The following is a 21,415-nucleotide window of genomic DNA, read 5'->3' on the forward strand; positions in this document are numbered from 1 at the left end:
GGCCGATGAATTTAGGGTTATCGGCCGGCGAGCACAGGTTGCCGCAAAAGAGAAACGGCGCCGCGAAGGGCGCCGTTTCCTTGTCCGTGCTGGTGGGCCGCTTAGCTATAGGGCGACCAGCATTGCTTGCGAGGACCGTAATTGGGCTGGAAAGTATTGTCCCAGGCACGATACGACCGGTAGCGGTCATAGCACCAGCGGACATGCGCGCTGGACAGCCGCTCGGTCCGGTAGATGCGCCGCGGCTGGACGTAACGCGGGTAGGGATCGTAGTAGTACGGATCGTAGTAGTTGCCATAGACGCTGCCCAAGCCAAGGCCGAGGCCGAGCCCAAGGAGCGCCGCGTCGCCGCCACGGAAGTGCCGGTGATGATGACGCCGCCAGCGCCAGTCGCCGCCGCCGTCCCATCGGCCGCCGTCCCAGTGGCGCGAGAAGCGACGGTCGCCGCCACGCCATCTGAAGTCGCCGCCGCGGTGACGCCAACGCCAATCCTGGAAGCTACCGCCGTTGTTGTTGCCGGCCCAGCCGTCGCGCACGGGAATGATGTTCGGCGCGGCGGTATTCGTCGCAACGCCGAGATCGGGCTGCAGGATCGGTCCCGCGACCGACGGCGCGGTCACGCCGGCAACGAGGCCCAGGACCAGAAGCCCTGATCTCAGGGAAGAAAAAAGCGGTTTCATTTCACTCTCCAAGGAGTAAAGGCCCCACGCCCAGAACACCCCGGGGAAAGGCCTATTGTTGGAACTTTTCGTCTGAACGGGGGATGAACGGAAAGGTTCCATCAACCATGGCGAGCATCGGCCTGGCTCTTGTTTTCGCTCGCGCTTGCGGGCAAAGGTCACGGCCATGTCGCTGCGCCTCGCCACCTTCAATGTCGAGAACCTGATGAGCAGGTTCGATTTCTCGGGCTATCGCAACCAGCTCAACGAAGACCGCACGCTGGCGCTGTTCGACATCCAGAGCGAGGCCGAATACCGCATCCTCGAACAAGCTCGCACGATCGCCCAATCCGACGACACCCGCCAGTTGACGGCGCTCGCCATCGCGGCCACCCGCGCCGACGTCATCTGCATGCAGGAGGTCGACAACATCGAGGCGCTGAAGGCCTTCGAGTATGGCTATCTGTTCAAGATGGTCGGGCAGGGCTATCGGCAGAAATACACCACCGCCGGCAACGACACGCGCGGCATCGATGTCGCCGTGATGATGCGCAACGAGACCGCGCAAGGGCAGCCGATCGAATTCGTGCGCATGACCAGCCACGCCTATGTCACCTTCGAGGAGTTCGGGCTGTTCACGCCGGAACTCGCCGCGCTCGGCTATATCGCCACCGAGCGTATCTTTCGTCGCGACTGCCTGGAGATCGACCTGAAGATCGGCGGCGCGCCGCTGACGCTCTATCTCGTGCATTTCAAATCGATGGGCCCGCCGCGCAACGGGCTGGACGGCCGAGAGGCGTCGATGCCGCTGCGCATCGCCGAGGCGCAGGCGGTGCGCCGCATCATCGAGGAGCGTTTCGGCAAGGATCACGCCGCGAACAAGCGCTGGGCGATCTGCGGCGACCTCAACGACTACCGGCAGCGCGTGAAGATCGATGGCGACGCCATCGACGGCTATCGTTTCGAGGTCGTCGACGAAGCCCGGTCCTCGGTCGATGTGCTCACCGCCGGCGGTTTTTGCGAGAATGTCGTCGAGCGGCGGCCGGAGATGGATCGCTGGAGCTTCTACCACACGCGCGGCCCGGAGGAGCGGCATCTGTGCCAGCTCGATTATATCCTGCTGTCGAAGGCGCTGGCCGCGAGGAATGCCACGGCCGTTCCCGACATCATCCGCAACGGCCAGCCCTGGCGCACCATCTTCCCGCCCGGACAGGAGGTCGAACGGTTCCCGCGCGCCGGCTGGGACAGGCCAAAGGCCTCCGACCACTGCCCCGTGGTGATCGCACTGGACATGGCGTGACCCTTTTGAGCTTCGATCTGCCCCGCAACGTCATCCTGCCTGTCGACGCGATCGACGTCCGCCTGGATCCCGGCCCGCATCCGTTCGCGGTCAGCAATGCAGAGGCGATCGCCGAGAACTGGCGGCAGGAGATCACGGCCAATCCGGCGCTGTTCGACGGCACCGTGGTGCTGCTTTCCGAACTGGCTTATCGGGACAATCGCCTCGCCGGACGCTGCCATGCGGTGAAGTATTCGACCTTCCTGCTGTGGCGCAAGCGGCGCGAGAATTCCGGCGCCGAGCATGCCTATGCGCATGCCGTGCTGGTTGCCGGCGACAATGCGCTGGTGGCGATCCGCATGGGCCGTCACACGGTCAATGCCGGCCGCGTCTATTTCGCCGCCGGCTCGTTCGAGCCGATCGACTTCCGCGACGGCATGGTCGATGTCGACTTCAACATGATCCGCGAGGTCGGGGAGGAGACCGGGCTCGATCTGTCGACGGCCGAACGCGGGCATCGCTATCACGCGCTGTCGACGGCGAGCGGCACGGTGATCTTCCGCCAGTATCGTGTGACCGAAACGGCCGACGAACTGGCGCGCCGTGTCCGGGCTTTCGTCGCGGCCGAAGCCGAGCCGGAGATCGAGGGGCCGGTCATCATCCGTGGCGCCGGCGATCTGCCCGACGGCTTGATGCCCCACATGAAGCCGCTGATCGAGTGGCATTTCGGCGGTGATCGTTAGCACCGTTGCTCGGACTATTCGTGCCGCAGCGCGTCGATCGGGTCGAGGCGAGCGCCGCGCAACGCCGGGAAGAAGCCGAACACCATGCCGATCAGCGCCGAGAAGCCGACCGCGAGCAGGACGACGGCTGGGCTTGGCGCGAACGGTATCGTCAGCGCCATCGAGGCGAGGCCGGCCAGCGAAAGCCCGATCAGGATGCCGATGATGCCGCCGAGCAGCGACAGCACCGTCGCCTCGACCAGGAACTGGATGAGGATGTGCTTTTCATGCGCGCCGATCGCCAGCCTGATGCCGATCTCGCGCGTGCGCTCGGTGACCGAGACCAGCATGATGTTCATGATGCCGATTCCGCCGACCAGAAGGCTGACGCCGGCGACGGCGCCCAGCATGCCGGTCATGGTGGTGGTGGCGCTCGTCATCGCGTCGGCGATTTGGGTCATGTCGCGGATGGCGAAATCGGGATCGCGGTCCGGCGTGATGCGGCGCGTGTCGCGCAAGATGTCCTCGACGCGCGGCTGGAGCTCGGTGGTCGGCGTGCGGTCGTCGGCCGCGATATAGATGTTGTCGATGTCGCGGTTGCCGGCGATGCGGCGCTGATACGCATGCAGCGGCATCAGCACGACATTGTCCTGGTCCTGGCCGAAGCCGGTATAGCCCTTCGGCTCCAACAGGCCGATGATCTTGCAGGAGGTGCGGTTGACGCGGATGATCTCGCCCTCCGGATCGCCGGCGCCGAAGAATTGCTGGCGCACGGTTTCGCCGATCAAGCACACGCCCGTGCCGGCGCGCGTCTCGGAATCGCTGAACGGCCGCCCGGAGACGAGTTTCCAGTCGCGGGCGTCCAGGTAGGCACTGTCGGTGCCTGTCACGCCCGAGGTCAGGCTTTCGGTGCCGAAGATGACGCGGACCTGCTTTTGCGAGGCAGGCGAAATGGCGCGCGCGCCGCTCAGATGCGCGACGAGCGCGGCGACATCCTTCTCGGCCAGCGGCCGCACCGCCTGGTCGAGGCCTCCCGGTCCGCCGGGCCCCGCCGGCCGGCCGGCGCGAACGACGAGCAGGTTGCTGCCGAGCTTCGAGATGTCGGCCTTGACCTTTTCCGTCGTGCCGGAGCCGATGGTGAGCATGGCGATGACGGCGGCGACGCCGATGACGATGCCGAGCAGCGTCAGGAACGAGCGCAACACGTTGCGGCGGATCGAGCGCAGCGAGAGGCGGACGGTCTCCCAGATCACGCCGCTTCCTCCGCTTTCAGGGTGTCGGAGGCGACATGGCCGTCGAGGAAGCGGACGATGCGGCCGGCATAGTCGGCGACGTCCGCCTCATGCGTCACCATGACGATGGAGAGGCCGAGTTCGGCGTTGAGCCTGGTCAGCAGCTCCATGATCTCATGCGTGCGCGCGGTGTCGAGATTGCCGGTGGGCTCGTCGGCGACGAGCAGCGTCGGCCTTGTGACGATGGCACGGGCGATCGCCACGCGCTGCTGCTGGCCGCCCGAAAGCTCGGCCGGAGTGTGGTGCTCGCGCCCGACAAGCCCGACCTGAGCCAGCGCCTGCATGGCGAGCTCGCGGCGCTCGCGCGCGGCCACGCCGCGATAGATCAGCGGCAGCTCGACGTTTTCCGCCGCGGTGGTGCGCGGCAATAGGTTGTAGCCCTGGAAGACGAAGCCGACATAAAGGTTGCGTAAAAGCGCGCGGCGGTTGCGATCGAGGCGTCCCGCATCGACGCCCATGAAGGAATAGGTCCCCGCTGTCGGCGTATCGAGGCAGCCGATGATGTTCATCGCCGTCGACTTGCCTGAGCCGGAAGGACCCATGATCGCGACGAATTCACTTCTGCGGATGGCGAGATCGACGCCGGCCAGCGCGTGCACGCGGGCCTCGCCCTCGCCATAGCTTTTCCAGACCTTGTCGAAGGTGATGAGCAGGGGAGCCGACATGTCGTCAGCTCCGCTGCTGCGCGCCGGTGATGACCTCAGCGCCCGCGTCGAGGCCGGACGTGATCTCGGTCAGCTCGCCGTCGGTCGAGCCTATCTTGACGTTGACGGGATGTGGCCGGCCGTTCTCCAGCACATAAAGCGTGCGCGAGCCGTCGGTCGGCGCCTTCGTCGCCTCGCGCTGCCGGTTGGGGCGGCCCATGCGGCCGGTGAAAAGGTCGCTGAAGCTCCAGCCGCGCGCCTGCTGCTGCATCGGGCGATAACGGAAGGCGGTCGAGGGGACGGTCAGCACCCCCTTGGCCTGTCTTGTGACGACCGAGACCGTTGCCGTCATGCCGGGCCGCAAGAGAAGCTCGCCATTGTCCACTTCGAGGCGCGCATTGTAGGTGACGACGCCGTCGGTGGTGACCGAGGCATAGGAGATGTCGCGGATTTCGGCATCGAACGGCCGGTCCGGAAAGGCGTCGACGGTGAAGCGGGCGTGCTGGCCAGGCTTGACCGCGCCGATATCGGCCTCGTCGACCGCGGCCTGCAATTCCATGTTCCTCAGGTCGGCGGCGATGACGAAGAGTACTGGCGCCTGCAGCGAGGACGCGACCGTCTGTCCAGGATCGACCGAGCGCGTCAGCACGATGCCGTCGATCGGCGCATAGATGGTGCTCTTGGCGAGATCGGTCTGCTGCGCCTTGAGATCGGCCTGGGCGATGGCGAGATTGGCTTCGGCGCTATCGAGCGCTGCCTTCGAGCGGTCGCGCGTCGCCGTGGCCGCTTCGAGCGACTGGTCCGTCGCCATGCCGCGCTTGGTCAGCGCGCTGGCGCGCACAACGGCGTTCTCGTTCTCCTGCAAGGTCACCTTGGCGTCCTCGACGCTTGCTGCCGCCGCCTTGGCGGAGGCGGTGGCGCGCTCGATCTGGACCTCCAGCTTGGCGGTATCGAGCGTCGCCAGCACATCGCCCTTCTTGACCTGCTGGTTTTCATTGACCGCGACCGAGCGGACGATGCCGGACAGTTCGCTTGAGATATCCACCTGGGTCAGCGGCTGCAGCGTGCCGGTGGCCGATACTTCGACCGTGAGGTCGGCGATCGCCGCGGGCACGGTGGTGTATTCGATCCTAGGAGGGGCTGCGGCATACCATCGATAGAGGGCAGCGCCGCAGGCGACGATCGCTATCGCGAGCAGCGCATAGACCCAGAAGCGGCGACGCTTGCGGCTTACGCCCTTGCGGCCGAGCCCGAGCGCAGCCTCTATGGAAGTACCGGATTCCGCGTTTGGCGGATTGACAAGCTGGTCCACCCCAGACCCCTATAATGAAAAATCGACATCCCTATCGGTGCACAAATCAGGCCTCAAGGTTCGAATTTCAAATTAAATTTCCCCCATGTTGGGATTGAGGCAGATATTCGGACCGAGGCGAAAGGTTTACTCCATGGCGCGCGATTACTTGCTTTACGATGTGTTTACCACCGAAAGGCTGGCCGGAAATCCGCTTGCCGTGGTGCTCGACTGCGACGGGCTCGACAGCGCCGGCATGCAGGCCATCGCGCGCGAATTCAATCTTTCCGAGACGGTGTTCGTGCTGCCTGCGGACAATCCGAAGCACCGCAACCGTATCCGCATCTTCACGCCCGACTATGAAATGCCTTTCGCGGGGCATCCGACGGTCGGCGCGGCGATCGCGCTGACCGAACTCGCCGGGGAAGCCGCCGGCATTTTCGTGCTGGAGGAGAATATCGGACCGGTGCGCTGCGCGGTAAGCAAGCATGACGGCTCGACCTTCGCCGAGTTCGACCTGGCGAAATTGCCGGAACCGTTGGAGCTCAAGGCTGATCCGGAAGCGATCGGCGCGGCGCTCGGCCTTGCCCCGCACGAGATCGGCTTCGAGAATCACCGCGTCGCCTTCTGGTCGGCCGGCGTGCCTTACGTGACCATTCCCGTTGCCGGATTGGAGGAGGCGGCCAAGATCAGGCTCGACAACCAGGCATGGTCGGAATTGGCGCCCCGCAAGAGCGAATGGGCCTTCGCCAGCCCATACGTCTACTGCCGAGAGACGGTCCATCACGACAGCGCTTTCCATGTGCGCATGATCGTGCCCGGCACGCCGTCCTACGAAGATCCCGCAACCGGTTCGGCCGCGGCCGCCTTTGCCGGCGCCATCATGCATTTCGACGCCCCGACCGACGGAATCACGCAGCTCTGGCTCGAGCAGGGGCTGGAAATGGGCCGGCCGTCGCGCATCCGTCTCGAGCTCAATGTCGATGGCGGAAACCTGGCATCCGCGCGCATCGGCGGCCATGCGATCAAGGCGGCGGAAGGCAAGCTGTTTGTGTGACGCCTGCGGGCTTTTTTAGGCAGGCATGATCTTTTCCGAAAACCGGAATCCACTTTTCGGGATCATGCCATGTCGATTTGTCGGGAAATGATCCGGCAGGGCTAGACATACCCGAAAGCGGCGGCTATATGCGCCGCCGACGCTGGTTTTCCCGGCGGTGTGGGTGTGTAGCTCAGTTGGTAGAGCAGCTGACTCTTAATCAGCGGGTCCACAGTTCGATCCTGTGCACACCCACCAAAAAACTTCAAACAAAACAAATATTTACGCGAAAGGCGCGAAAGCGCCGTTTGGCGGAATGAATGTATAGTGAATGCAGGCACCGGTTTGCCTTGAGTTCACGCGATCTCGAACCTGCCGCATCCAGTGCTACAGCGCGTTTCACGCCTCGCCGACCCCTTACCCCTTGCGTGGCTTGATTCCGTCCCTGTGAAGGCGACGGACGGGAAGGCGAGGACGTTTCGATCACATGTTTCCATCCGAACATTCTTCGCAATTTCTAAGCTTCACGAAAACGTGATCTAACCCGAAATTGTGAGGCAGATTCAACGAGTTGTGGACGCTGCAGACTGCTAAAAGTCTGCACTTCACACGCAATGCCACGGGACGCCTCGGTATGACGAGTCATGAGGCGGCCTCGATCTGGGGTCGTGAGCATGAAAGGTATTCCGATGACGCAATCACGTCGACTTCGAGTCCGCGTTCAGCTTCTTTCGCGCAAACAGGCTAGTGAGCTTCTGGGCGGCATCTCCACCAGCACACTCCACAGGCTTGAAAAAGAACACCGCCTGTCTCCTATCCGGCTCAGAGCAGGCGGGCAGGTGTTCTACGACGCGGCTCAAGTCGAGTCTTTCGCCGCCAAGCGGGAGGGCTAAACCAATGAGTGACGCCGAGCGGATCACGCACGCTCTAGGCGGCAAATGGAACGGGAGCCAAGGCATCTGCTGCTGCCCCGCTCACGAAGACGAGCAGCCGTCCCTAAGTCTCTCAACAGGAAGGGATGGCAAGCTCATCTACCATTGCTTTGCCGGATGCCTACCAAGCAACATCAAGGCCGCGCTTGAGACTCGCGGGCTGTTACCGACCAAGGATCGACGACAACCACACCCACCGATCAATAAGCCGGACACATCATCGTTTGAAGACGACTACGACCGTTTCTGCAAGGCCCGTGCGATCCTTCGAGCTGCGGCCAAGAGCGGCAAGCAGCCTGTCGAGTATCTGCGCAATCGAGGCATAGAAAATTGCCCTGAGAACGCAATGCTCATGTCCGCTGTAGACAGCCGCAGGCTCTTGGATGTCGGCTTCCCCGCAATGGTACTGCCCATTGCGAAGGATGGCTTACTGATCGGCGCACATGTCACGTCACTGACGAAGGACGCCACAGCCAAGCTGGAAAGGCAGGCGGGCGCGGTGAAGAAGACCTACGGGCCGATAAAGGGCGGATTCGTGCAGCTAGGGGAAATCGATCCGGATGGCGAATTGATCGTGGCCGAGGGCGTCGAGACGACGCTCAGCGCAATGCAGTTGTCAGGCAAGGCGGGCGTCGCCGCAATCTCCGCCAGCAATATGCCAGCGGTCGAATTGCCGGATGGTCCCGACATCATCGTTTGCGCTGACGCCGACGACGCCGGCGTGGAGGCCGCTGAGAAGCTGACGAAGCGACTGGCAATGACCGGCCGGCGGGTCCGGAAGGCAGTACTCGATGGCGATCCCGGCTACGATTTCAACGACGCTTTGCGCGCCGGTGACGATGCGGCTGCAAAGGCCATCGAGGGAGCCAAATTGATCAGAAAACCGACCCGCGTCGAAGCAATCACGATGGAGGAGTTCATGGAACTAATCTTTCCGAAGAAAGAACACATGCTGTCTCCGTGGTTGGAGACGAGCAGCCTTGCGATGGTTCATGCCTATCGCGGGGTTGCGAAGACGTGGTTTTGCCTCGGCGTTGCGAGAGCGGTTGCGCGGGGCGAGGACTTCATGGATTGGAAGTGCCGGTCGGCGGGTCGTGTTTTGTATGTCGACGGTGAAATGCCGGGCGGTACATTGCAGAAGCGCCTAAAGGCACTAGGCGACATACCGGCCGGTAATCTGCATGTCCTGTCCCGAGAGCAGTTCGCATTGATGCAGCAGGATATGCCCGACCTTGGCACCGAGGAAGGTCGCGAAGTTCTCGATCGCATCATTGAACGTGCCGATCCGAAACTGATCATTCTGGATTCCGAGTCCACGCTCGTTCGCACCGGCTTCGAGAACGATGCGGATTCCTGGCGGCCGTTGCAGGCGTGGATCATGAAACACCGCTGGCGTGGTCGCACGCTGATCTATGTTGTGCATGATGGTTTGTCAGGGCGCGCCCGAGGGACGACAAAGCGCGAAGACGTCATGGATACGAGCATCGGGCTCAAGCTGGCGAAAGAGCAGACGCCTGACGAAACCACCATCGAACTTGCTTTCGACAAACACCGAAACTTCTTCGGGCAGGATGCCGAACCACGCGTTCTGACGTTCCGCGTCTCGGACGACGACGTGGAATGGGAAATGGAGATGCAGCGCGACGAGCGCAAGGAGCGTATCGCGCAGATGCTGCACGACGGGTGGAAGCAGAAGGACATCGCCAAGGAGCTTGGCCTGACCGAGGGGCGCGTTTCGCAGATCAAGAAGGAGATCGAGGCCGATCAGGCCCCGCGGCTGAAGACCGGCGAAAACGTCGTTCCTTTCAAGGGGCGCGACGATCTTTAAGGGCTTTAGCGCCCATAGGGTCGTAAAGAATTAAAGCCCTAAATCGGCGTTTTTGGGCTTTAGCCCCAAAGGAGCGCAAAAGACTAAAGAACGTAAGGAATGAAAATGATCAAAAGATTTAGCAGCATGTGGGCCGTCCCCCTACGGGGGACGCTCCAAGCTAAAGAAGCGCTAAACATACAGAAACGAGTGAAACTGAGTTCACCTTTTTGCGGGAAGAAATTCATCATGTGTGGTGCGGAAAGCGAATATCGACAAGCAGTGGCCGATTGCCGAATAGCCGGGAGCGCTGATATGAAAGCGTATGGGGCAGCGTGGGCAGTTTTACTGGAAATGGTTCAAAGGTGTCGTTTGGTCAGCGCCAAACGCGACTGACTTTTGGGCGGGTATCATCGGCATCATTGGGCAGATCGTCGCCCATTTCGTACCAGATGTCGGCGCCCTAATGACGACCTACCTCTGGGAGCTCCCAATCTGGGTTTTTGGCGCAATCGTGATCCTGCGGTTATTCGCAGTTCCATTCCAGATTTGGAAAGAAGATCAGGCTCAGATAGCCGCTCTGACTGCGCATGGCCCCGACCGCCAGCGCCTCATCATCAAAAACCGCCTTGGCGCGTTCCTAGAGGAAGCCAGAGAACTAACGGCTCAATGCCACAACACCGAAGATGCGGCAGCACTGGAAGCGAGGATGAACCAACTTCTCACCAGCGCCGGCACGTTCATCGAGACATCGTTAGGGGCTGGCGAGGCGGCGCTGTTTCGCAATTCTGTGGGGACATCGACGATCTATTCGGCCTCGGGCAAGCCAAATGAAAGGCTTAGGATTGGGATGACGTGGCGCATGGAGCGGCTAGTTCAAATCATACAGCGCGTGGATACGGTGCCGATCAACGTCGATTTCAATCCGAATGCCTTCATCTAAGCAAGCAAAATAGAACGTTTAATATTCGATCAGGTGGTACTGTTGCTGTACCCCTTGCAATACAACGATAGTTTCAACAAAGTTTGACGAAAAAGAATACTATATTAAATTTAGGTGCATGAATGAAGCACATAAACAGGCAATGCGAGAAGGTCGCGAACGCTCCCCGCGTTTCGGAAAAAGCCTGTTTAGCGCCAACGATGCGAGGGGCTATGCTGCATTGCGCGCCCTTGGAATCGATTGTCGAACGCGCAAGGCAAGGCGTTGGGCGGCATACTACGCGCAGTTCATAGACCAGACAGGCGGCAAGCACGCGAAACTCGTTGAGACGCTGTGTGGTCTGCTGATCGAACGCGAAGACCTGCAGCGTCGTCAGCTTAAGGGCGATGGCCACGACCACACGTTCATGCTTGCGAAAGTCTCGCAATCAATCGTCTCCACGATGGATCGCCTCGGCATCGTCAAGAAGGTCGAGAAGGAGCGTCGCCCTCTACGTGAGACGCTCATGGAGCGCGCGAATGATTGAGCGCGTCCGCATCGAAGTGCCACAGCGCAGGCAGGCGTTGTCGAGGGTAAGGACCCCCGCAACCTCTTCGACACCTTCTCACGCCTCTAAAAACGACGCTGAGAGCCCATTCGGGCGAGGTCTACATGTTGCGATGTGCGATGACAGGCTCTTTGGCCTCACATTCGCACAGGAAAGCTTTTGGACGTGGCGAACTGTTGCCAAACTGATCGACGGCCTGCCACTTGATCGACGCGAACTCCAACTGTTCCGTGAATGCACCGGTCGCACCAAGCCTCCCAAGGGTGGCGTTCATCGTCTGATCCTCCTTGTCGGGCGACGCGGAGGGAAGGACAGGTTCCTGAGCGCTGTTGCGGCGTATCGCGCCCTTCTGGCAAGCGATTGGCCGAAGACTTTGTCGGCCGGCGAACAAGCAGTGGTTCAATTGCTCGGGAAGGACAAGGCGCAGGGCGCCATCCTCTACAGGTACTGTCGCGGCCTTGTCCTGTCGTCATCCATCCTCGCCGACCAAATCGTCCGCGACACCCAAGGCGGCATCATCGAGTTCACCAACGGGGCGGCAATCGAGATCGGTACCAACGATGTTGGCGCGCTGCGCGGGCGATCGTCGATTGGCGTCCTCGGGACGGAGTGCTGTTTCTGGCGCACGGACAGCGACCACCTGTCGAGCGACGAGGAAATCGTGCTTGCCGCCGAACCTGCAATGGCGATGGACCCGACAGGCGGCGTCCTGATCATGGCGTCCAGTACCTACAGAAAACGGGGCTGGATGTTCAAACAGTACCAATCCCTTTTCGGCAATGACGCATCGGACGATGTGGTCTGGATTGCGCCATCACGCGTCATKAACCCGGTCTTACGGGAATCGTTCATTGCAAAGGCAATCGAACGCGATGGTTCAAAGGCGCGCGCCGAGTACCTGTCGGAATGGCGCGAGGATGTCTCCGATTTCCTGCCCGCCGACATCATTGAGTCAGCGACGGATCAAAAGGTCATCGAACGTCCGCCGAAGGACGGCATCAGGTATTTCGCGTTCACGGATGCGGCAGGGGGAAGCGGCCAGGACAGTTTCACGATTGCGATAGGTCATCATGATCGCGAGGCAGACCGACTCGTTGTTGATGCCATGCGCGAACGCAAGCCGCGCTTCGCTCCGGGCGAGGTCGTCCACGAGTTTGCCGCCTTGTTGAAGCAGTATCGAGTTTTCGAGGTTCACGGTGATCGGTTTGCCGGGGCCTTTCATTCCGACGAGTGGACGCGTCGAGGCATCACCTATCGGGATTCCTCGCATTCCAAATCCGAGATCTATCTCGGCGCTTTGCCCTTGTTGATGAACGGGCGCGCACGCCTCCTCGACAGTGAGCGACTGAGGTCGCAGCTGACAGGACTCGAACGACGGGTCGGCGAAGGCGGGCGGGAACATGTCGATCATTCACCCGGCCAGCACGACGACCTTTCCAATGCCGTTTGCGGGCTATTGGTTCACTTGGCCGACCTGAATGCCAGCCAACCGCGCGGGGCCTTCATCGCGCCTTCGATCATAAGTTCAGACGGCCCTGACAGCTACGCCCGAAGGCCACGCGGCGCTCCCGATCCATTTTGGTCGCCGGATTGAGGAGCATCAGGATGCATTAGCGAGGGCTAATTATACGAGGACGAGAAGGAACACATCATGAACCACCATTCGAAAACCAAGTATGCCCCGCCTGGACGCCTCGCCCATCTGGCGGCCTTGATCAAGGACATCGAGGCCGAGGTCGCCGACATCGACAAGATGCTCGATACGGCGTCCTCGACGAGCAAGTTCATGGCCATTGCAGGTCCGGTCGGTGGGGGACTGGGGTCCGCATCGGCAGACCGAGTTCAATCATTCAGGTGGGTTCGTGGACAGCTTCTTGGGGAGCTTCGCGATGCACAGGACGAGCTTGGTCATACAGTCGAGGCGCTGGCCGCGGAGGAGGACGTTGAACGCATCGAAAAACGGCAGCGCCAAATCGAAATCGAGGTTGCCCACAGACGAGAGGCCCTAGGCCGCGCCGTCGCGAACTTCCTTGATCAGGGTGAATACAGACAGGCCGCCCTTTATGCCCGCGAGCGTGCCTTGCTGAGGGCAGCTATCAACAGGGAGTTTGGAAAATGAAAAAGCGAGTGATGCATGATCTTGAGATCGCCGAGTTAAGCGCTGTGACCAGTCCGGCACAGATCCACGCCAAGGCGATGATTGCGAAATCAGTCACCAAGCAGAAGGACGACGTGCTCTCCTTCGATACTTTCGAGGCGGCTTGCGAACATCTGCGAAAGACTGGCCTGGCTGGAACGGAAGCGATGACAGCCGCCCGTCATGCTTACCCATCCTTGTTCACCAAGCTGCAAAGTCGCGATCACACAGAGACCGATGACGAGGCCGACGTGAAGAAGGCCCGCGAAGGACGGGCGCGGCAGGCCCAGATCGATGTTCTGGTGACCAGTACTGCCTTGGGTAAGCGGATCAGTCGCACGGAGGCGGTGAGATTGGTCCACAAGTCGAACCCGGAGCTGTTCGAGGATTGATCGCGAATTCTCGTGCCGCTCGTCACGAGAAGGTCCGGCGGGTTTTTCTTCTTCTTCCCGCTTGTCATGTCGCCTGCCTGACCGCGACTGGGCCATATGGTCGGGCAAAATGGGCGCTGGATTCCACCAGTACCGGTCCGGCGTCCTTTTGGGGGCAATGCAAGGGCTTGGTTGTTGCCACGATACGAGCTTTGCATTGCCTCCCTTTTTCAGGGGCAAGGGGAGGCATTGGGCGTTCGACGACACGTTCACCCGCKACACACGCCCGTGCTGCTGTAGCGCCCCGCTGTGACATCGTAAAAAGTTGGGGGTGCAATGATGGACAAACGATTGAATTTGCGTAGTGTCCCGGCATGGGGGAGATTTCAGCGCACATAATACTCAATCTGCAAACGAAGGAGCCAATAGAACTTGGTGACTTCGTCGGGACGTTTGTCGCGATGGGAAACGACTACGAGCGGTTCATTGCCGAGCGTGGATTGAGCGACAAGACCGAAGCGAAGATATACGTCAAAGAAGTTCGTAAGGGCAGCATCGAGGCTGATCTCGTGCCTTGGGTCTCGTTATTCGCGCCCTTTATCAGCCAGATGGACGCGGTGATGCTGGTCGAGGACTTCGTTCGACGGTGGGGTGGCCGCATTCATACCCTGCTCAACGGCACCAAGGACGAGCTTCCGCAAACATCGGGCGAATTGAAAGATTGGGCTAGGGCCGTCGAGGCAATCGCAAAAGATCCTGACGGGAAGGCAACGATCAAGGCGGCGGTATTCGAAGACGGCAAGCGTCAGATACGAGCGGCAGTCGAGTTCGACACCAAGCAAGCAAAACGCGCGATGAACCTGATAGAGGAACGCAGACAGCAGATCGAGCATCAATCGACCGGCCAGCGCAGCAGGGTCCTCATGGTGTTTACGAGATCGGACGTGAACGACGCCGACGTAGGCAAACGATCTGGCGAGCGCGTGAAGATCGAGGAGCTGTCGCATAAGTCACTGGCGCTGATGTACGGGTCCGAAATGGCGGAGGAGCGGATCAAGCACGAGATACGCGAGGCCGACGACAACGTGTTCAAGAAGGGCTTCGTTGTCGATGTGCTGATCAAACAACGCAACAACGAGCCGGTCGCATACTCGGTGACTCATGTGCATGACGTAATCGACTTGCCCGATTAGGCAAGAAAAAAGGCCCCGCCGACACCTGACGGGGCCTTGCGCAGTTCGATGGATTTGTCAGGCGTCCTGATCGGTCCTCTTCGCGTCCTCGGGCGTCATCGCCTTCGCCGCAACGTCGGCCGCGGCCTCGGCGGCCTGTTCGATTGCCTTGATGCCCTTGGTCGTCTTCGCGGGTTTGGCCTCGACGACAGGCTTCCACAAGCCCTTCGTCTTCCAGGAGCCGACCCAACTAGTGATGGTGCCTTTCGCAAGGCCGAGCTTTTCGCCCAGCTTCAACGCGGCCTCGCGTCCGTTGGCCTTCAGTTCGATCGCCACCTGTTCCTTCCGTGTGCCGGCGACGACCCCGAACTCGCCCTTGGTCTTCGCGACGATGGTCCTTTTGGTTCCTGTTTTGTTCTCGGATGCCTTGACGCTCTGACGGCCCTTGTCGTCGGCAGTCTTTGCGACGGGTTTGCCTTCGGGCTTTCCAGTCTTTTTCGATGACATTGCTCTCTCCAATCGAAATCGCAGTTTGCATAACTGCAATCACAATGTATGCAACTTCCAGTTGCAGAACCATCCCATGAGTAACCGAAAAGCACCGGTGCTACAGAGGCGTGAGGTGCGGCATGCACATTCATACGCGAGGGCCGTCGATTGCCGCTGTATTCCCCTCAAAGCCCCCCAATTCGAGCGATTTTGCCGTCATCGTCGCCGTGAACGATCAATGCGACCTCCGATGCGACGGCCTCAAGGGCCTGATCGACGCGGGCRCCATATTCGCGCGGATCGTCGTAGASCGCCTGGATGCCCTTGATCGAATGTCCAAGGGCGCGTTCCGCGATCTCGGTTTCGACGTGACGACGCGTCATGAGCTTGCGCGCAGTTCGGCGCAAATCGTGATGGGTCCAATGTGGCATGTCGTCGGGGAGCAGTTTGTCGAGTTCGGCCTTGCGTTGTGAGAATGCGTTGAAGGCTTTCTTTCCACGACCGGCGAACACATATGGGTTCTCCGCCATCCTCGGGATTGACGCGATGATGTTGCACGCCGATTGGGGCAGTGTGAGGGAAGGCGGAGCGCCCTTTTCACGGTCTTCGCGCGGAATCGTCCACACGCCCTTGTCGTCGATGTCCTCCCACCGCATGGTCGACAGCTTTTCGCGACGCTGGCCCGTCAGCAGCATGAGCTTGATCATGGCCCCATACGGTTTGTAGAGGTCTTCGTGATCGCAGGCCGCCCACACAAGCCTGATTTCCTCATTCGACAGCCAGCGCTCGCGTGGTTCGTATTCCCCTCGTTTCATGCCCCGCACGATGGGGGAGCGGTAGTTGTCGTCGCGGGGCGCATACCAATTGCACATCTTTTGCAGCGTGGCCAAAATCGCATCGGCCTGCCGCGTGCCATGCTTCTCCTCGATCTCGTCAAGCAGTTTGATCACATCCTTGCGTTTGATGTCGAAGAAGGCCCGATCCTTCCATTTTGGGTAAACGTAGACGTTCAACTGGCGCTCGATCTCGCGCGCCGATCTCAACGGCGGCTTTTTGTCTTTACTGCCTTCTTTTCGAACATGTCGCTTTAGGAAGTCCTCAGCGACCTCCTTGAAGGTTCCCGCCTCCTTTGATGCGACGTGCCGTTCAGGTTCGAACTTGCTAGCCRCTTTGCGAGCGTCGGCAATGCCCATGTCGGGGTAGGTGCCGAGTTTCGCTGATTTCGGTTTGCCGGCTTCATACCATAATGCCCGCCAGGACTTCGTGCCGCCATGTGAGACGACAAGGACAAGGGAGCGCCCCCGTTCGAGCCGTTCGAGGAAGCTCCATTGGTTCGGTTTGTCGGTCTTTAAGGGCAATCGAATGTGCTTGATCCAGCGCTCCGTGAACGAACCGCTGAAATCGGGTTTCTCGGTTTGCATGATTTGCTCTCTCTTGCATAGTGAATGCAAAAATGAATGTAATGCGGAGGCCTTCGCAAAACCATGCAAATTTGGTCATCTTCAGGCAATGCATTGATATTTTTAGAGAAATAGTAACTGAACAACGCGATTTGACACGATGTGAAAAGGGCTGATACGGTCACCCATGCGACTCTTAATCAGCGGGTCCACAGTTCGATCCTGTGCACACCCACCAAATCTTCTCATCAAAACAATGAAGTAGGCCGCAAACGCAGCGCCTACGGCACTGTTTTGCTGAGGCTCGCCTTGAACTTGACCTTCATGGTGATCTGACCGCTTACCGTGAGCTGCGATCCGCCGTAACCGCCGATGTTGCGATCCCTGGCGTTGAGATTGGTGCTCATGCCGGCAATCTCGCATGTATCGGCGACGGTCTCGACCACCATCGCGCAGCTGCCCGCCGCGACCTTGTAGAAAGAACGAAGCGCAACCTGCTGCTGCGCGTCGTCGTCGTCGTCATCCTTGACCGGAAAGGTCATCGAGATCGAGGATTGGATCCTGGCCGCCCCGTCTTCACCGGGACAAGCGGGCGAACATATTGGTCCTGAGATAAGGCCGGCGAAGGCGCCGCAACAAGAATTGCGGCAGATATTAGATATTTCAAATACATCGATCGATCTCCCGTGAGACATCTACGTCCCATGGAATAACCGAGATGACGTTATTTCGTTGTTTCAACAGTGTTGAAATTTCGACCGATTTTATTTTTCCGAAACGCCGGCCTCGGCGAAGCTCGCCATCCTGGCATGGCATTCCAGCGCCGAGCGGACGATGTTGACGGCAAGGCAGGCGCCTGAACCTTCGCCGAGCCGCATGCCGAGATCGAGCAGGGGCGGCAGGCCGAGCGCTTCGAGCAGGCGACGGTGCCCGGCTTCCGCCGAAACATGGGCGGCGACGGTGTGGGCCAGCCCGGTCGGGTGGAGCCTCGCCAGCGGAGCAGCGGCGGCGGTGCAGACGAAGCCGTCGAGCAGCACCGGCACGTTGTTCTTGCGCGCCGCGAGCGTGGCGCCGAGAATGGCTGCTAACTCGCGTCCGCCAAGGGCGGCCGCGATCTTCAGCGGGTCGGAAAGCGAATCGGCATGGCGCTTGAGGCCCGCCTCGATGGCCACCACCTTGCGCTTCATGCCAGCATCGTCGACGCCGGTGCCGCGGCCGGTCCATTTTTCAGCGCTGCCGCCGAACAGCGCCGTGGAGATCGCGGCGGCGGGCGTGGTGTTGCCGATGCCCATCTCGCCGAAGCAGACGAGGTCGAGGTCCTCGGTCACAGCATCGTAGCCGGCCGAGACGGCGGCAAGGAAAGCCTTTTCGTCCATCGCCGGCACTTGCGTGAAATCGCCGGTCGGATGGTCGAGGTCGAGCGGGATGACGTCGAGCTTGGCGCCGGCGATGCGGGCCAGCTGATTGATGGCAGCACCTCCGCCCGCGAAATTCGCCACCATCTGCACGGTGACTTCAGAGGGATAGGCCGAGACGCCCTGCGCGGTGACGCCGTGATTGCCGGCGAAGACGAAGACTTTCACCGCGTCGAGCTTCGGCATGTCGCGGCCCTGCCAGCGGCCGAGCCAGGCAGCGATCGTTTCCAGGCGGCCGAGGCTGCCCGGCGGCTTGGTCAGCGTGTCCTGGCGGCGGGCGACGGCGCTGGCGGCGGCGTCGCTGCCGGCCGGAAGATCGAGGCAGGCGGCGCGAAGGTCTTCGAGCGATTTGAAGGACGCTGATTGGGAGGACATGGGGGCAAGGTCTCCGAAAGGGAATCAGGAAAGGCAAACGGACGCGACGAGAAGAACGGCGATTTCGCCAAGCTGCTGCAGCGCGCCGATCGTATCGCCGGTCTGGCCGCCGATCTGGCTGAGGCAAAGCGCGCGGAAGCCCGCGAAGACCAGGCCGAGCAGGATCAGCGCCGCGATCGCGCCGCCAAGGCCGAGCGCCAGCAGCGCCACCGCGCCGAGCGCAGCACCGATGATGGCGGTTTCGGTGGTGACAGAGCCAGCATTGGCCGACAGGCCGTCGCTGCGGGCCGGCGGCAGAAGATGCATGAAGGCGCCGAACAGGCCGCGCGAGCCGGCATGCGCGGCTAGCAGCGCCAGGACGACGTGGCCGGGACCGGTGAGCTCGGACAGCGCGCTCCAGCGGATGAGCAGCGACAGCCCAAGCGCGGCGGCGCCATAGGCGCCGATGCGGCTGTCGCGCATGATCTCCAGCTTCCTGTCGCGCGTCCGGCCGCCCCAAAAACCGTCGGCGATGTCGGAAAGCCCGTCCTCGTGCAGGCAACCGGTCACGAGCATCGTTGCGGCGAGCGTGAGCGCCGCGGCCGGTGCGGTGGCGAGGCCGAAGACGGCGGCGATGGCGTAGACGAGCGCGCCGATGATCGCCACCGCGAGACCGGCAAAGGGCGCCGCCCAGATCGCATCCGCCAGGCTGCGGTCGCCGAAATCGCTCGATGGCAGCCTCAGCCTGGTGAAGAAGACGAGGCTGAGGCCGATGTCGTCAAGCACTTGCCGGGGCGCGGAGAGGCCTCTCATGCGCCCCTCGCAATGGCATGGAAGAAAGTGCCGCTGACATGGCCGCGCCGGTAGCCTGAGGCGCCGAGCGGATTGCGCTGGCCATCGGCAAGATCGGCCAAGGGCTCGTCATTACCCGTGGCGGTCATCTGCGCGTAGTGGAATTCATGGCCGCGGATCAGCGTGCCCTCCGGCCCCAGGGGGCAGTCGGCGCGCAGCCGCGCCTCACGATAGCCGAGGTTCATCTTCCGCTTGGCGAAACTGGTCGAATGGCCCAGCAGGCCGAGCATCTTGTGGCTGTCACCGCCCGCGTCCTCCAGCCCTTCGCCCAGCACCATGAAGCCGCCGCACTCGCCGTGAACCGGCTTCGTCGCCGCAAAGCGGGCCATTCCCGCCTGGAAGTTCGCCGCGGCCGCGAGCTTGCCGGCATGCAGCTCGGGATAGCCGCCAGGCAGCCAGCAGACCTCGCAATCCTCGGCAGGCGCTTCGTCGGCAAGCGGTGAGAAAGGCACGATCTCGGCACCGGCCTTGCGCCAATGCGTGGCGACATGCGGATAGAGGAAGGTGAAGGCCGCGTCTTCCGCCAGCGCGATGCGCTGCCCGGGCGGCTGCAACGCGTCACCGAAGTCGCCGGCCGCCGGTCGCAGCGGCGTCGCCAGCGCCAGGATGGCATCGATGTCGAGCGACTTCTCGACCATGTCGGCCAGGCGGTCGAGATGCGCCATCAGGTTCTCGTACTCGCCGGCCTGGACAAGGCCGAGATGCCGCTCCGGCAGGTTGAGCGTCGGATCGCGCAGGATGGCGCCGACCACGGGCAGGCCGATCGCCTCGATGGCGTCGCCGGACAGCCGCCGGTGGCGTTCGCTGCCGAGCCGGTTGAGCACGACGCCGGCCATGCGGACATCCGGGTCGTAGGTGGCGAAACCCTTGGCGACGGCGGCGGCCGTGGTCGACTGGCCGGAAACGTCGAGCACCAGAAGGACAGGCAGGTTGTAGAGCCGGGCGAGATCGGCGGCCGAACCGGAGCGGCCTTCCGGCGCGGGGATGCCATCGAACAGGCCCATCGCGCTTTCGAGGATGATGTATTCGGCGTCGTCCGCGGCTTGGCCCGCCAGCGCGTTGAGCAGGGAAGGCGACATCGCCCAGCTGTCGAGATTGACGCCGGATAGGCCGGTGGCGGCGGTGTGAAAGCCCGGGTCGATATAGTCCGGTCCCGACTTGGCGCCGCGCACTTTCAGGCCGCGCCGGGCGAGCGCGCGCAACAGGCCGATGGTGACGCTGGTCTTGCCGGAGCCGGAGCGCGGTGCGCCGATGATGATCGCGCGGGCGGTCACAAGTCACCCGCCAGTGCGGCGCGCATGGCGACGATGCCGCCGACGACGATCAGGGCTGGCGAAGCGAGCCCGGCGGCCGCTGCTTCCTCGGCGATGGTGGCGAGCGTGGCGACGACGATGCGCTCCTGCGGCGTGGTCGCCGCGACGATCACAGCCGCGGGCGTCGACGGCGCGAGGCCGCCGCTCAGCAGCTTTGCCGCGATCACAGGCAGATTGGCCATGCCCATATAGACGACGACCGGCTGTCCCGTGCGGGCAATCGCCGTCCAGTCGATGTCGTCATCGGTGCCCGCGTGGCCGGTCGCCAGGATGACGGCCTTGTTGATGCCGCGCATGGTGGCGGGGATGCCGGTGGCGGCCAATGCGCTGAGGCCCGAGGTCAGGCCGGAAAGCACCCGGAACGGAATTCCTTCGCCCGCCAGCGCCAGAGCCTCTTCGCCGCCACGGCCGAAAATATAAGGGTCGCCGCCCTTGAGCCGCACGACGCGGCGGCCTTCGCGCGCCAGCCGCACGAGCAGGGCGTTGATGTCGCCCTGCTTCATCGAGGGTTGGCCGCCGCGTTTGCCGGCGTAAAAAAGCTCGGCGCCCTGGGCGACCGCCACGACATCGGGCGAGACCAGCGCGTCATAAACCAGCGCGTCGCATTGCCCGAGCGCCGCCAGCACCTCAAGCGTCAGGCAGCCGGGGTCGCCGGGGCCGGCGCCGGCCAGCCAGACATGGCCGGGCTCGAGCTCGCGCGGCTTGAAGTTCAGCCGCGCCAGCGCCTGCTCCAGATTTGCCCGTCCGTTCATATTGGCGC

Annotated in this window: 22 protein-coding genes and 1 tRNA gene; 12 read left to right on the top strand and 11 right to left on the bottom strand. The window is 61.9% G+C overall.

Annotation, left to right across the window (positions count from 1 at the left end; translation table 11 throughout):
- Positions 1 to 101: 101 nt before the first annotated feature.
- The gene (locus LCM4577_RS27850) at positions 102 to 680 is read right to left on the bottom strand and encodes a BA14K family protein (RefSeq protein ID WP_040982092.1); all 579 of its coding nucleotides are present in this window, start codon (positions 678 to 680) and stop codon (positions 102 to 104) included.
- 166 nt (positions 681 to 846) lie between these two features.
- Here LCM4577_RS27850 and LCM4577_RS27855 point away from each other — a divergent pair, with 166 nt between their 5' ends.
- On the top strand, positions 847 to 1,959 hold the full coding sequence (locus LCM4577_RS27855; protein WP_071074268.1) for an endonuclease/exonuclease/phosphatase family protein: 1,113 nt from the start codon (positions 847 to 849) through the stop codon (positions 1,957 to 1,959).
- A 5-nt stretch (positions 1,960 to 1,964) separates the two neighbouring features.
- Positions 1,965 to 2,681: a hypothetical protein gene (locus LCM4577_RS27860; RefSeq protein WP_040982484.1), complete on the top strand. Its 717-nt coding sequence runs from the start codon at positions 1,965 to 1,967 to the stop codon at positions 2,679 to 2,681.
- 14 nt (positions 2,682 to 2,695) lie between these two features.
- Here LCM4577_RS27860 and LCM4577_RS27865 read toward each other — a convergent pair whose 3' ends face one another.
- The 3 genes from LCM4577_RS27865 to LCM4577_RS27875 are packed head-to-tail and all read right to left on the bottom strand — an operon-like array spanning position 2,696 to position 5,908.
- Complete coding sequence (locus tag LCM4577_RS27865; protein ID WP_040982088.1) at positions 2,696 to 3,913, bottom strand: ABC transporter permease; 1,218 nt, start codon at positions 3,911 to 3,913, stop codon at positions 2,696 to 2,698.
- Positions 3,910 to 4,617: an ABC transporter ATP-binding protein gene (locus LCM4577_RS27870; RefSeq protein ID WP_041007691.1), complete on the bottom strand. Its 708-nt coding sequence runs from the start codon at positions 4,615 to 4,617 to the stop codon at positions 3,910 to 3,912. The genes LCM4577_RS27865 and LCM4577_RS27870 overlap by 4 nt, the downstream gene beginning before the upstream one ends.
- A gap of 4 nt (positions 4,618 to 4,621) precedes the next feature.
- Positions 4,622 to 5,908, bottom strand: coding sequence for an efflux RND transporter periplasmic adaptor subunit (locus LCM4577_RS27875; protein ID WP_071074269.1), 1,287 nt, complete (start codon positions 5,906 to 5,908; stop codon positions 4,622 to 4,624).
- A 133-nt stretch (positions 5,909 to 6,041) separates the two neighbouring features.
- Here LCM4577_RS27875 and LCM4577_RS27880 point away from each other — a divergent pair, with 133 nt between their 5' ends.
- From LCM4577_RS27880 to LCM4577_RS27925, 10 genes are all read left to right on the top strand, one after another.
- The gene (locus tag LCM4577_RS27880) at positions 6,042 to 6,944 is read left to right on the top strand and encodes a PhzF family phenazine biosynthesis protein (protein WP_071074270.1); all 903 of its coding nucleotides are present in this window, start codon (positions 6,042 to 6,044) and stop codon (positions 6,942 to 6,944) included.
- Between the two features lie 161 nt (positions 6,945 to 7,105).
- Positions 7,106 to 7,181: transfer RNA gene (locus LCM4577_RS27885), tRNA-Lys, on the top strand.
- 416 nt (positions 7,182 to 7,597) lie between these two features.
- Positions 7,598 to 7,816, top strand: a complete 219-nt coding sequence (locus tag LCM4577_RS27890; protein ID WP_131803529.1) for a MerR family transcriptional regulator — start codon at positions 7,598 to 7,600, stop codon at positions 7,814 to 7,816.
- Between the two features lie 4 nt (positions 7,817 to 7,820).
- The gene (locus LCM4577_RS27895; RefSeq protein ID WP_083354873.1) at positions 7,821 to 9,683 is read left to right on the top strand and encodes an AAA family ATPase; all 1,863 of its coding nucleotides are present in this window, start codon (positions 7,821 to 7,823) and stop codon (positions 9,681 to 9,683) included.
- A gap of 304 nt (positions 9,684 to 9,987) precedes the next feature.
- Positions 9,988 to 10,605, top strand: coding sequence for a hypothetical protein (locus LCM4577_RS27900; RefSeq protein WP_071074273.1), 618 nt, complete (start codon positions 9,988 to 9,990; stop codon positions 10,603 to 10,605).
- 118 nt (positions 10,606 to 10,723) lie between these two features.
- On the top strand, positions 10,724 to 11,131 hold the full coding sequence (locus LCM4577_RS27905) for a hypothetical protein (RefSeq protein WP_071074274.1): 408 nt from the start codon (positions 10,724 to 10,726) through the stop codon (positions 11,129 to 11,131).
- 133 nt (positions 11,132 to 11,264) lie between these two features.
- Positions 11,265 to 12,746: a hypothetical protein gene (locus LCM4577_RS27910; protein WP_071074275.1), complete on the top strand. Its 1,482-nt coding sequence runs from the start codon at positions 11,265 to 11,267 to the stop codon at positions 12,744 to 12,746.
- Positions 12,747 to 12,803: 57 nt separating this feature from the next.
- On the top strand, positions 12,804 to 13,271 hold the full coding sequence (locus LCM4577_RS27915; protein WP_071074276.1) for a hypothetical protein: 468 nt from the start codon (positions 12,804 to 12,806) through the stop codon (positions 13,269 to 13,271).
- Positions 13,268 to 13,681: a hypothetical protein gene (locus tag LCM4577_RS27920; RefSeq protein ID WP_131803531.1), complete on the top strand. Its 414-nt coding sequence runs from the start codon at positions 13,268 to 13,270 to the stop codon at positions 13,679 to 13,681. The genes LCM4577_RS27915 and LCM4577_RS27920 overlap by 4 nt, the downstream gene beginning before the upstream one ends.
- A 440-nt stretch (positions 13,682 to 14,121) precedes the next feature.
- A complete protein-coding gene (locus tag LCM4577_RS27925; protein WP_371410084.1) occupies positions 14,122 to 14,853 on the top strand; it encodes a hypothetical protein in 732 nt (243 codons plus the stop codon).
- A gap of 57 nt (positions 14,854 to 14,910) precedes the next feature.
- Here LCM4577_RS27925 and LCM4577_RS27930 read toward each other — a convergent pair whose 3' ends face one another.
- The 7 genes from LCM4577_RS27930 to cobA form a co-directional block, all read right to left on the bottom strand.
- Positions 14,911 to 15,339, bottom strand: coding sequence for a hypothetical protein (locus LCM4577_RS27930; RefSeq protein WP_071074279.1), 429 nt, complete (start codon positions 15,337 to 15,339; stop codon positions 14,911 to 14,913).
- Positions 15,340 to 15,506: 167 nt separating this feature from the next.
- Positions 15,507 to 16,742: a tyrosine-type recombinase/integrase gene (locus tag LCM4577_RS27935; protein ID WP_083354874.1), complete on the bottom strand. Its 1,236-nt coding sequence runs from the start codon at positions 16,740 to 16,742 to the stop codon at positions 15,507 to 15,509.
- 260 nt (positions 16,743 to 17,002) lie between these two features.
- The gene (locus tag LCM4577_RS27940) at positions 17,003 to 17,263 is read right to left on the bottom strand and encodes a hypothetical protein (RefSeq protein ID WP_071031604.1); all 261 of its coding nucleotides are present in this window, start codon (positions 17,261 to 17,263) and stop codon (positions 17,003 to 17,005) included.
- A gap of 222 nt (positions 17,264 to 17,485) precedes the next feature.
- Positions 17,486 to 18,511, bottom strand: a complete 1,026-nt coding sequence (cobT, locus tag LCM4577_RS27945) for a nicotinate-nucleotide--dimethylbenzimidazole phosphoribosyltransferase (protein ID WP_041011914.1) — start codon at positions 18,509 to 18,511, stop codon at positions 17,486 to 17,488.
- 24 nt (positions 18,512 to 18,535) lie between these two features.
- Positions 18,536 to 19,303: an adenosylcobinamide-GDP ribazoletransferase gene (locus tag LCM4577_RS27950; RefSeq protein WP_071074281.1), complete on the bottom strand. Its 768-nt coding sequence runs from the start codon at positions 19,301 to 19,303 to the stop codon at positions 18,536 to 18,538.
- Positions 19,300 to 20,616 (bottom strand): cobyrinate a,c-diamide synthase, encoded by a 1,317-nt coding sequence (locus tag LCM4577_RS27955; protein WP_071031601.1) that lies wholly within the window; start codon positions 20,614 to 20,616, stop codon positions 19,300 to 19,302. The genes LCM4577_RS27950 and LCM4577_RS27955 overlap by 4 nt, the downstream gene beginning before the upstream one ends.
- Entirely contained in the window at positions 20,613 to 21,407 is a 795-nt protein-coding gene (cobA, locus tag LCM4577_RS27960) for a uroporphyrinogen-III C-methyltransferase (RefSeq protein ID WP_071031733.1), read from the bottom strand. Before cobA ends, LCM4577_RS27955 begins: the two co-directional genes overlap by 4 nt.
- Between the last annotated feature and the right edge of the window lie 8 nt (positions 21,408 to 21,415).

Source organism: Mesorhizobium sp. LCM 4577, from assembly GCF_001854795.2.
GTDB lineage: Bacteria > Pseudomonadota > Alphaproteobacteria > Rhizobiales > Rhizobiaceae > Mesorhizobium > Mesorhizobium plurifarium.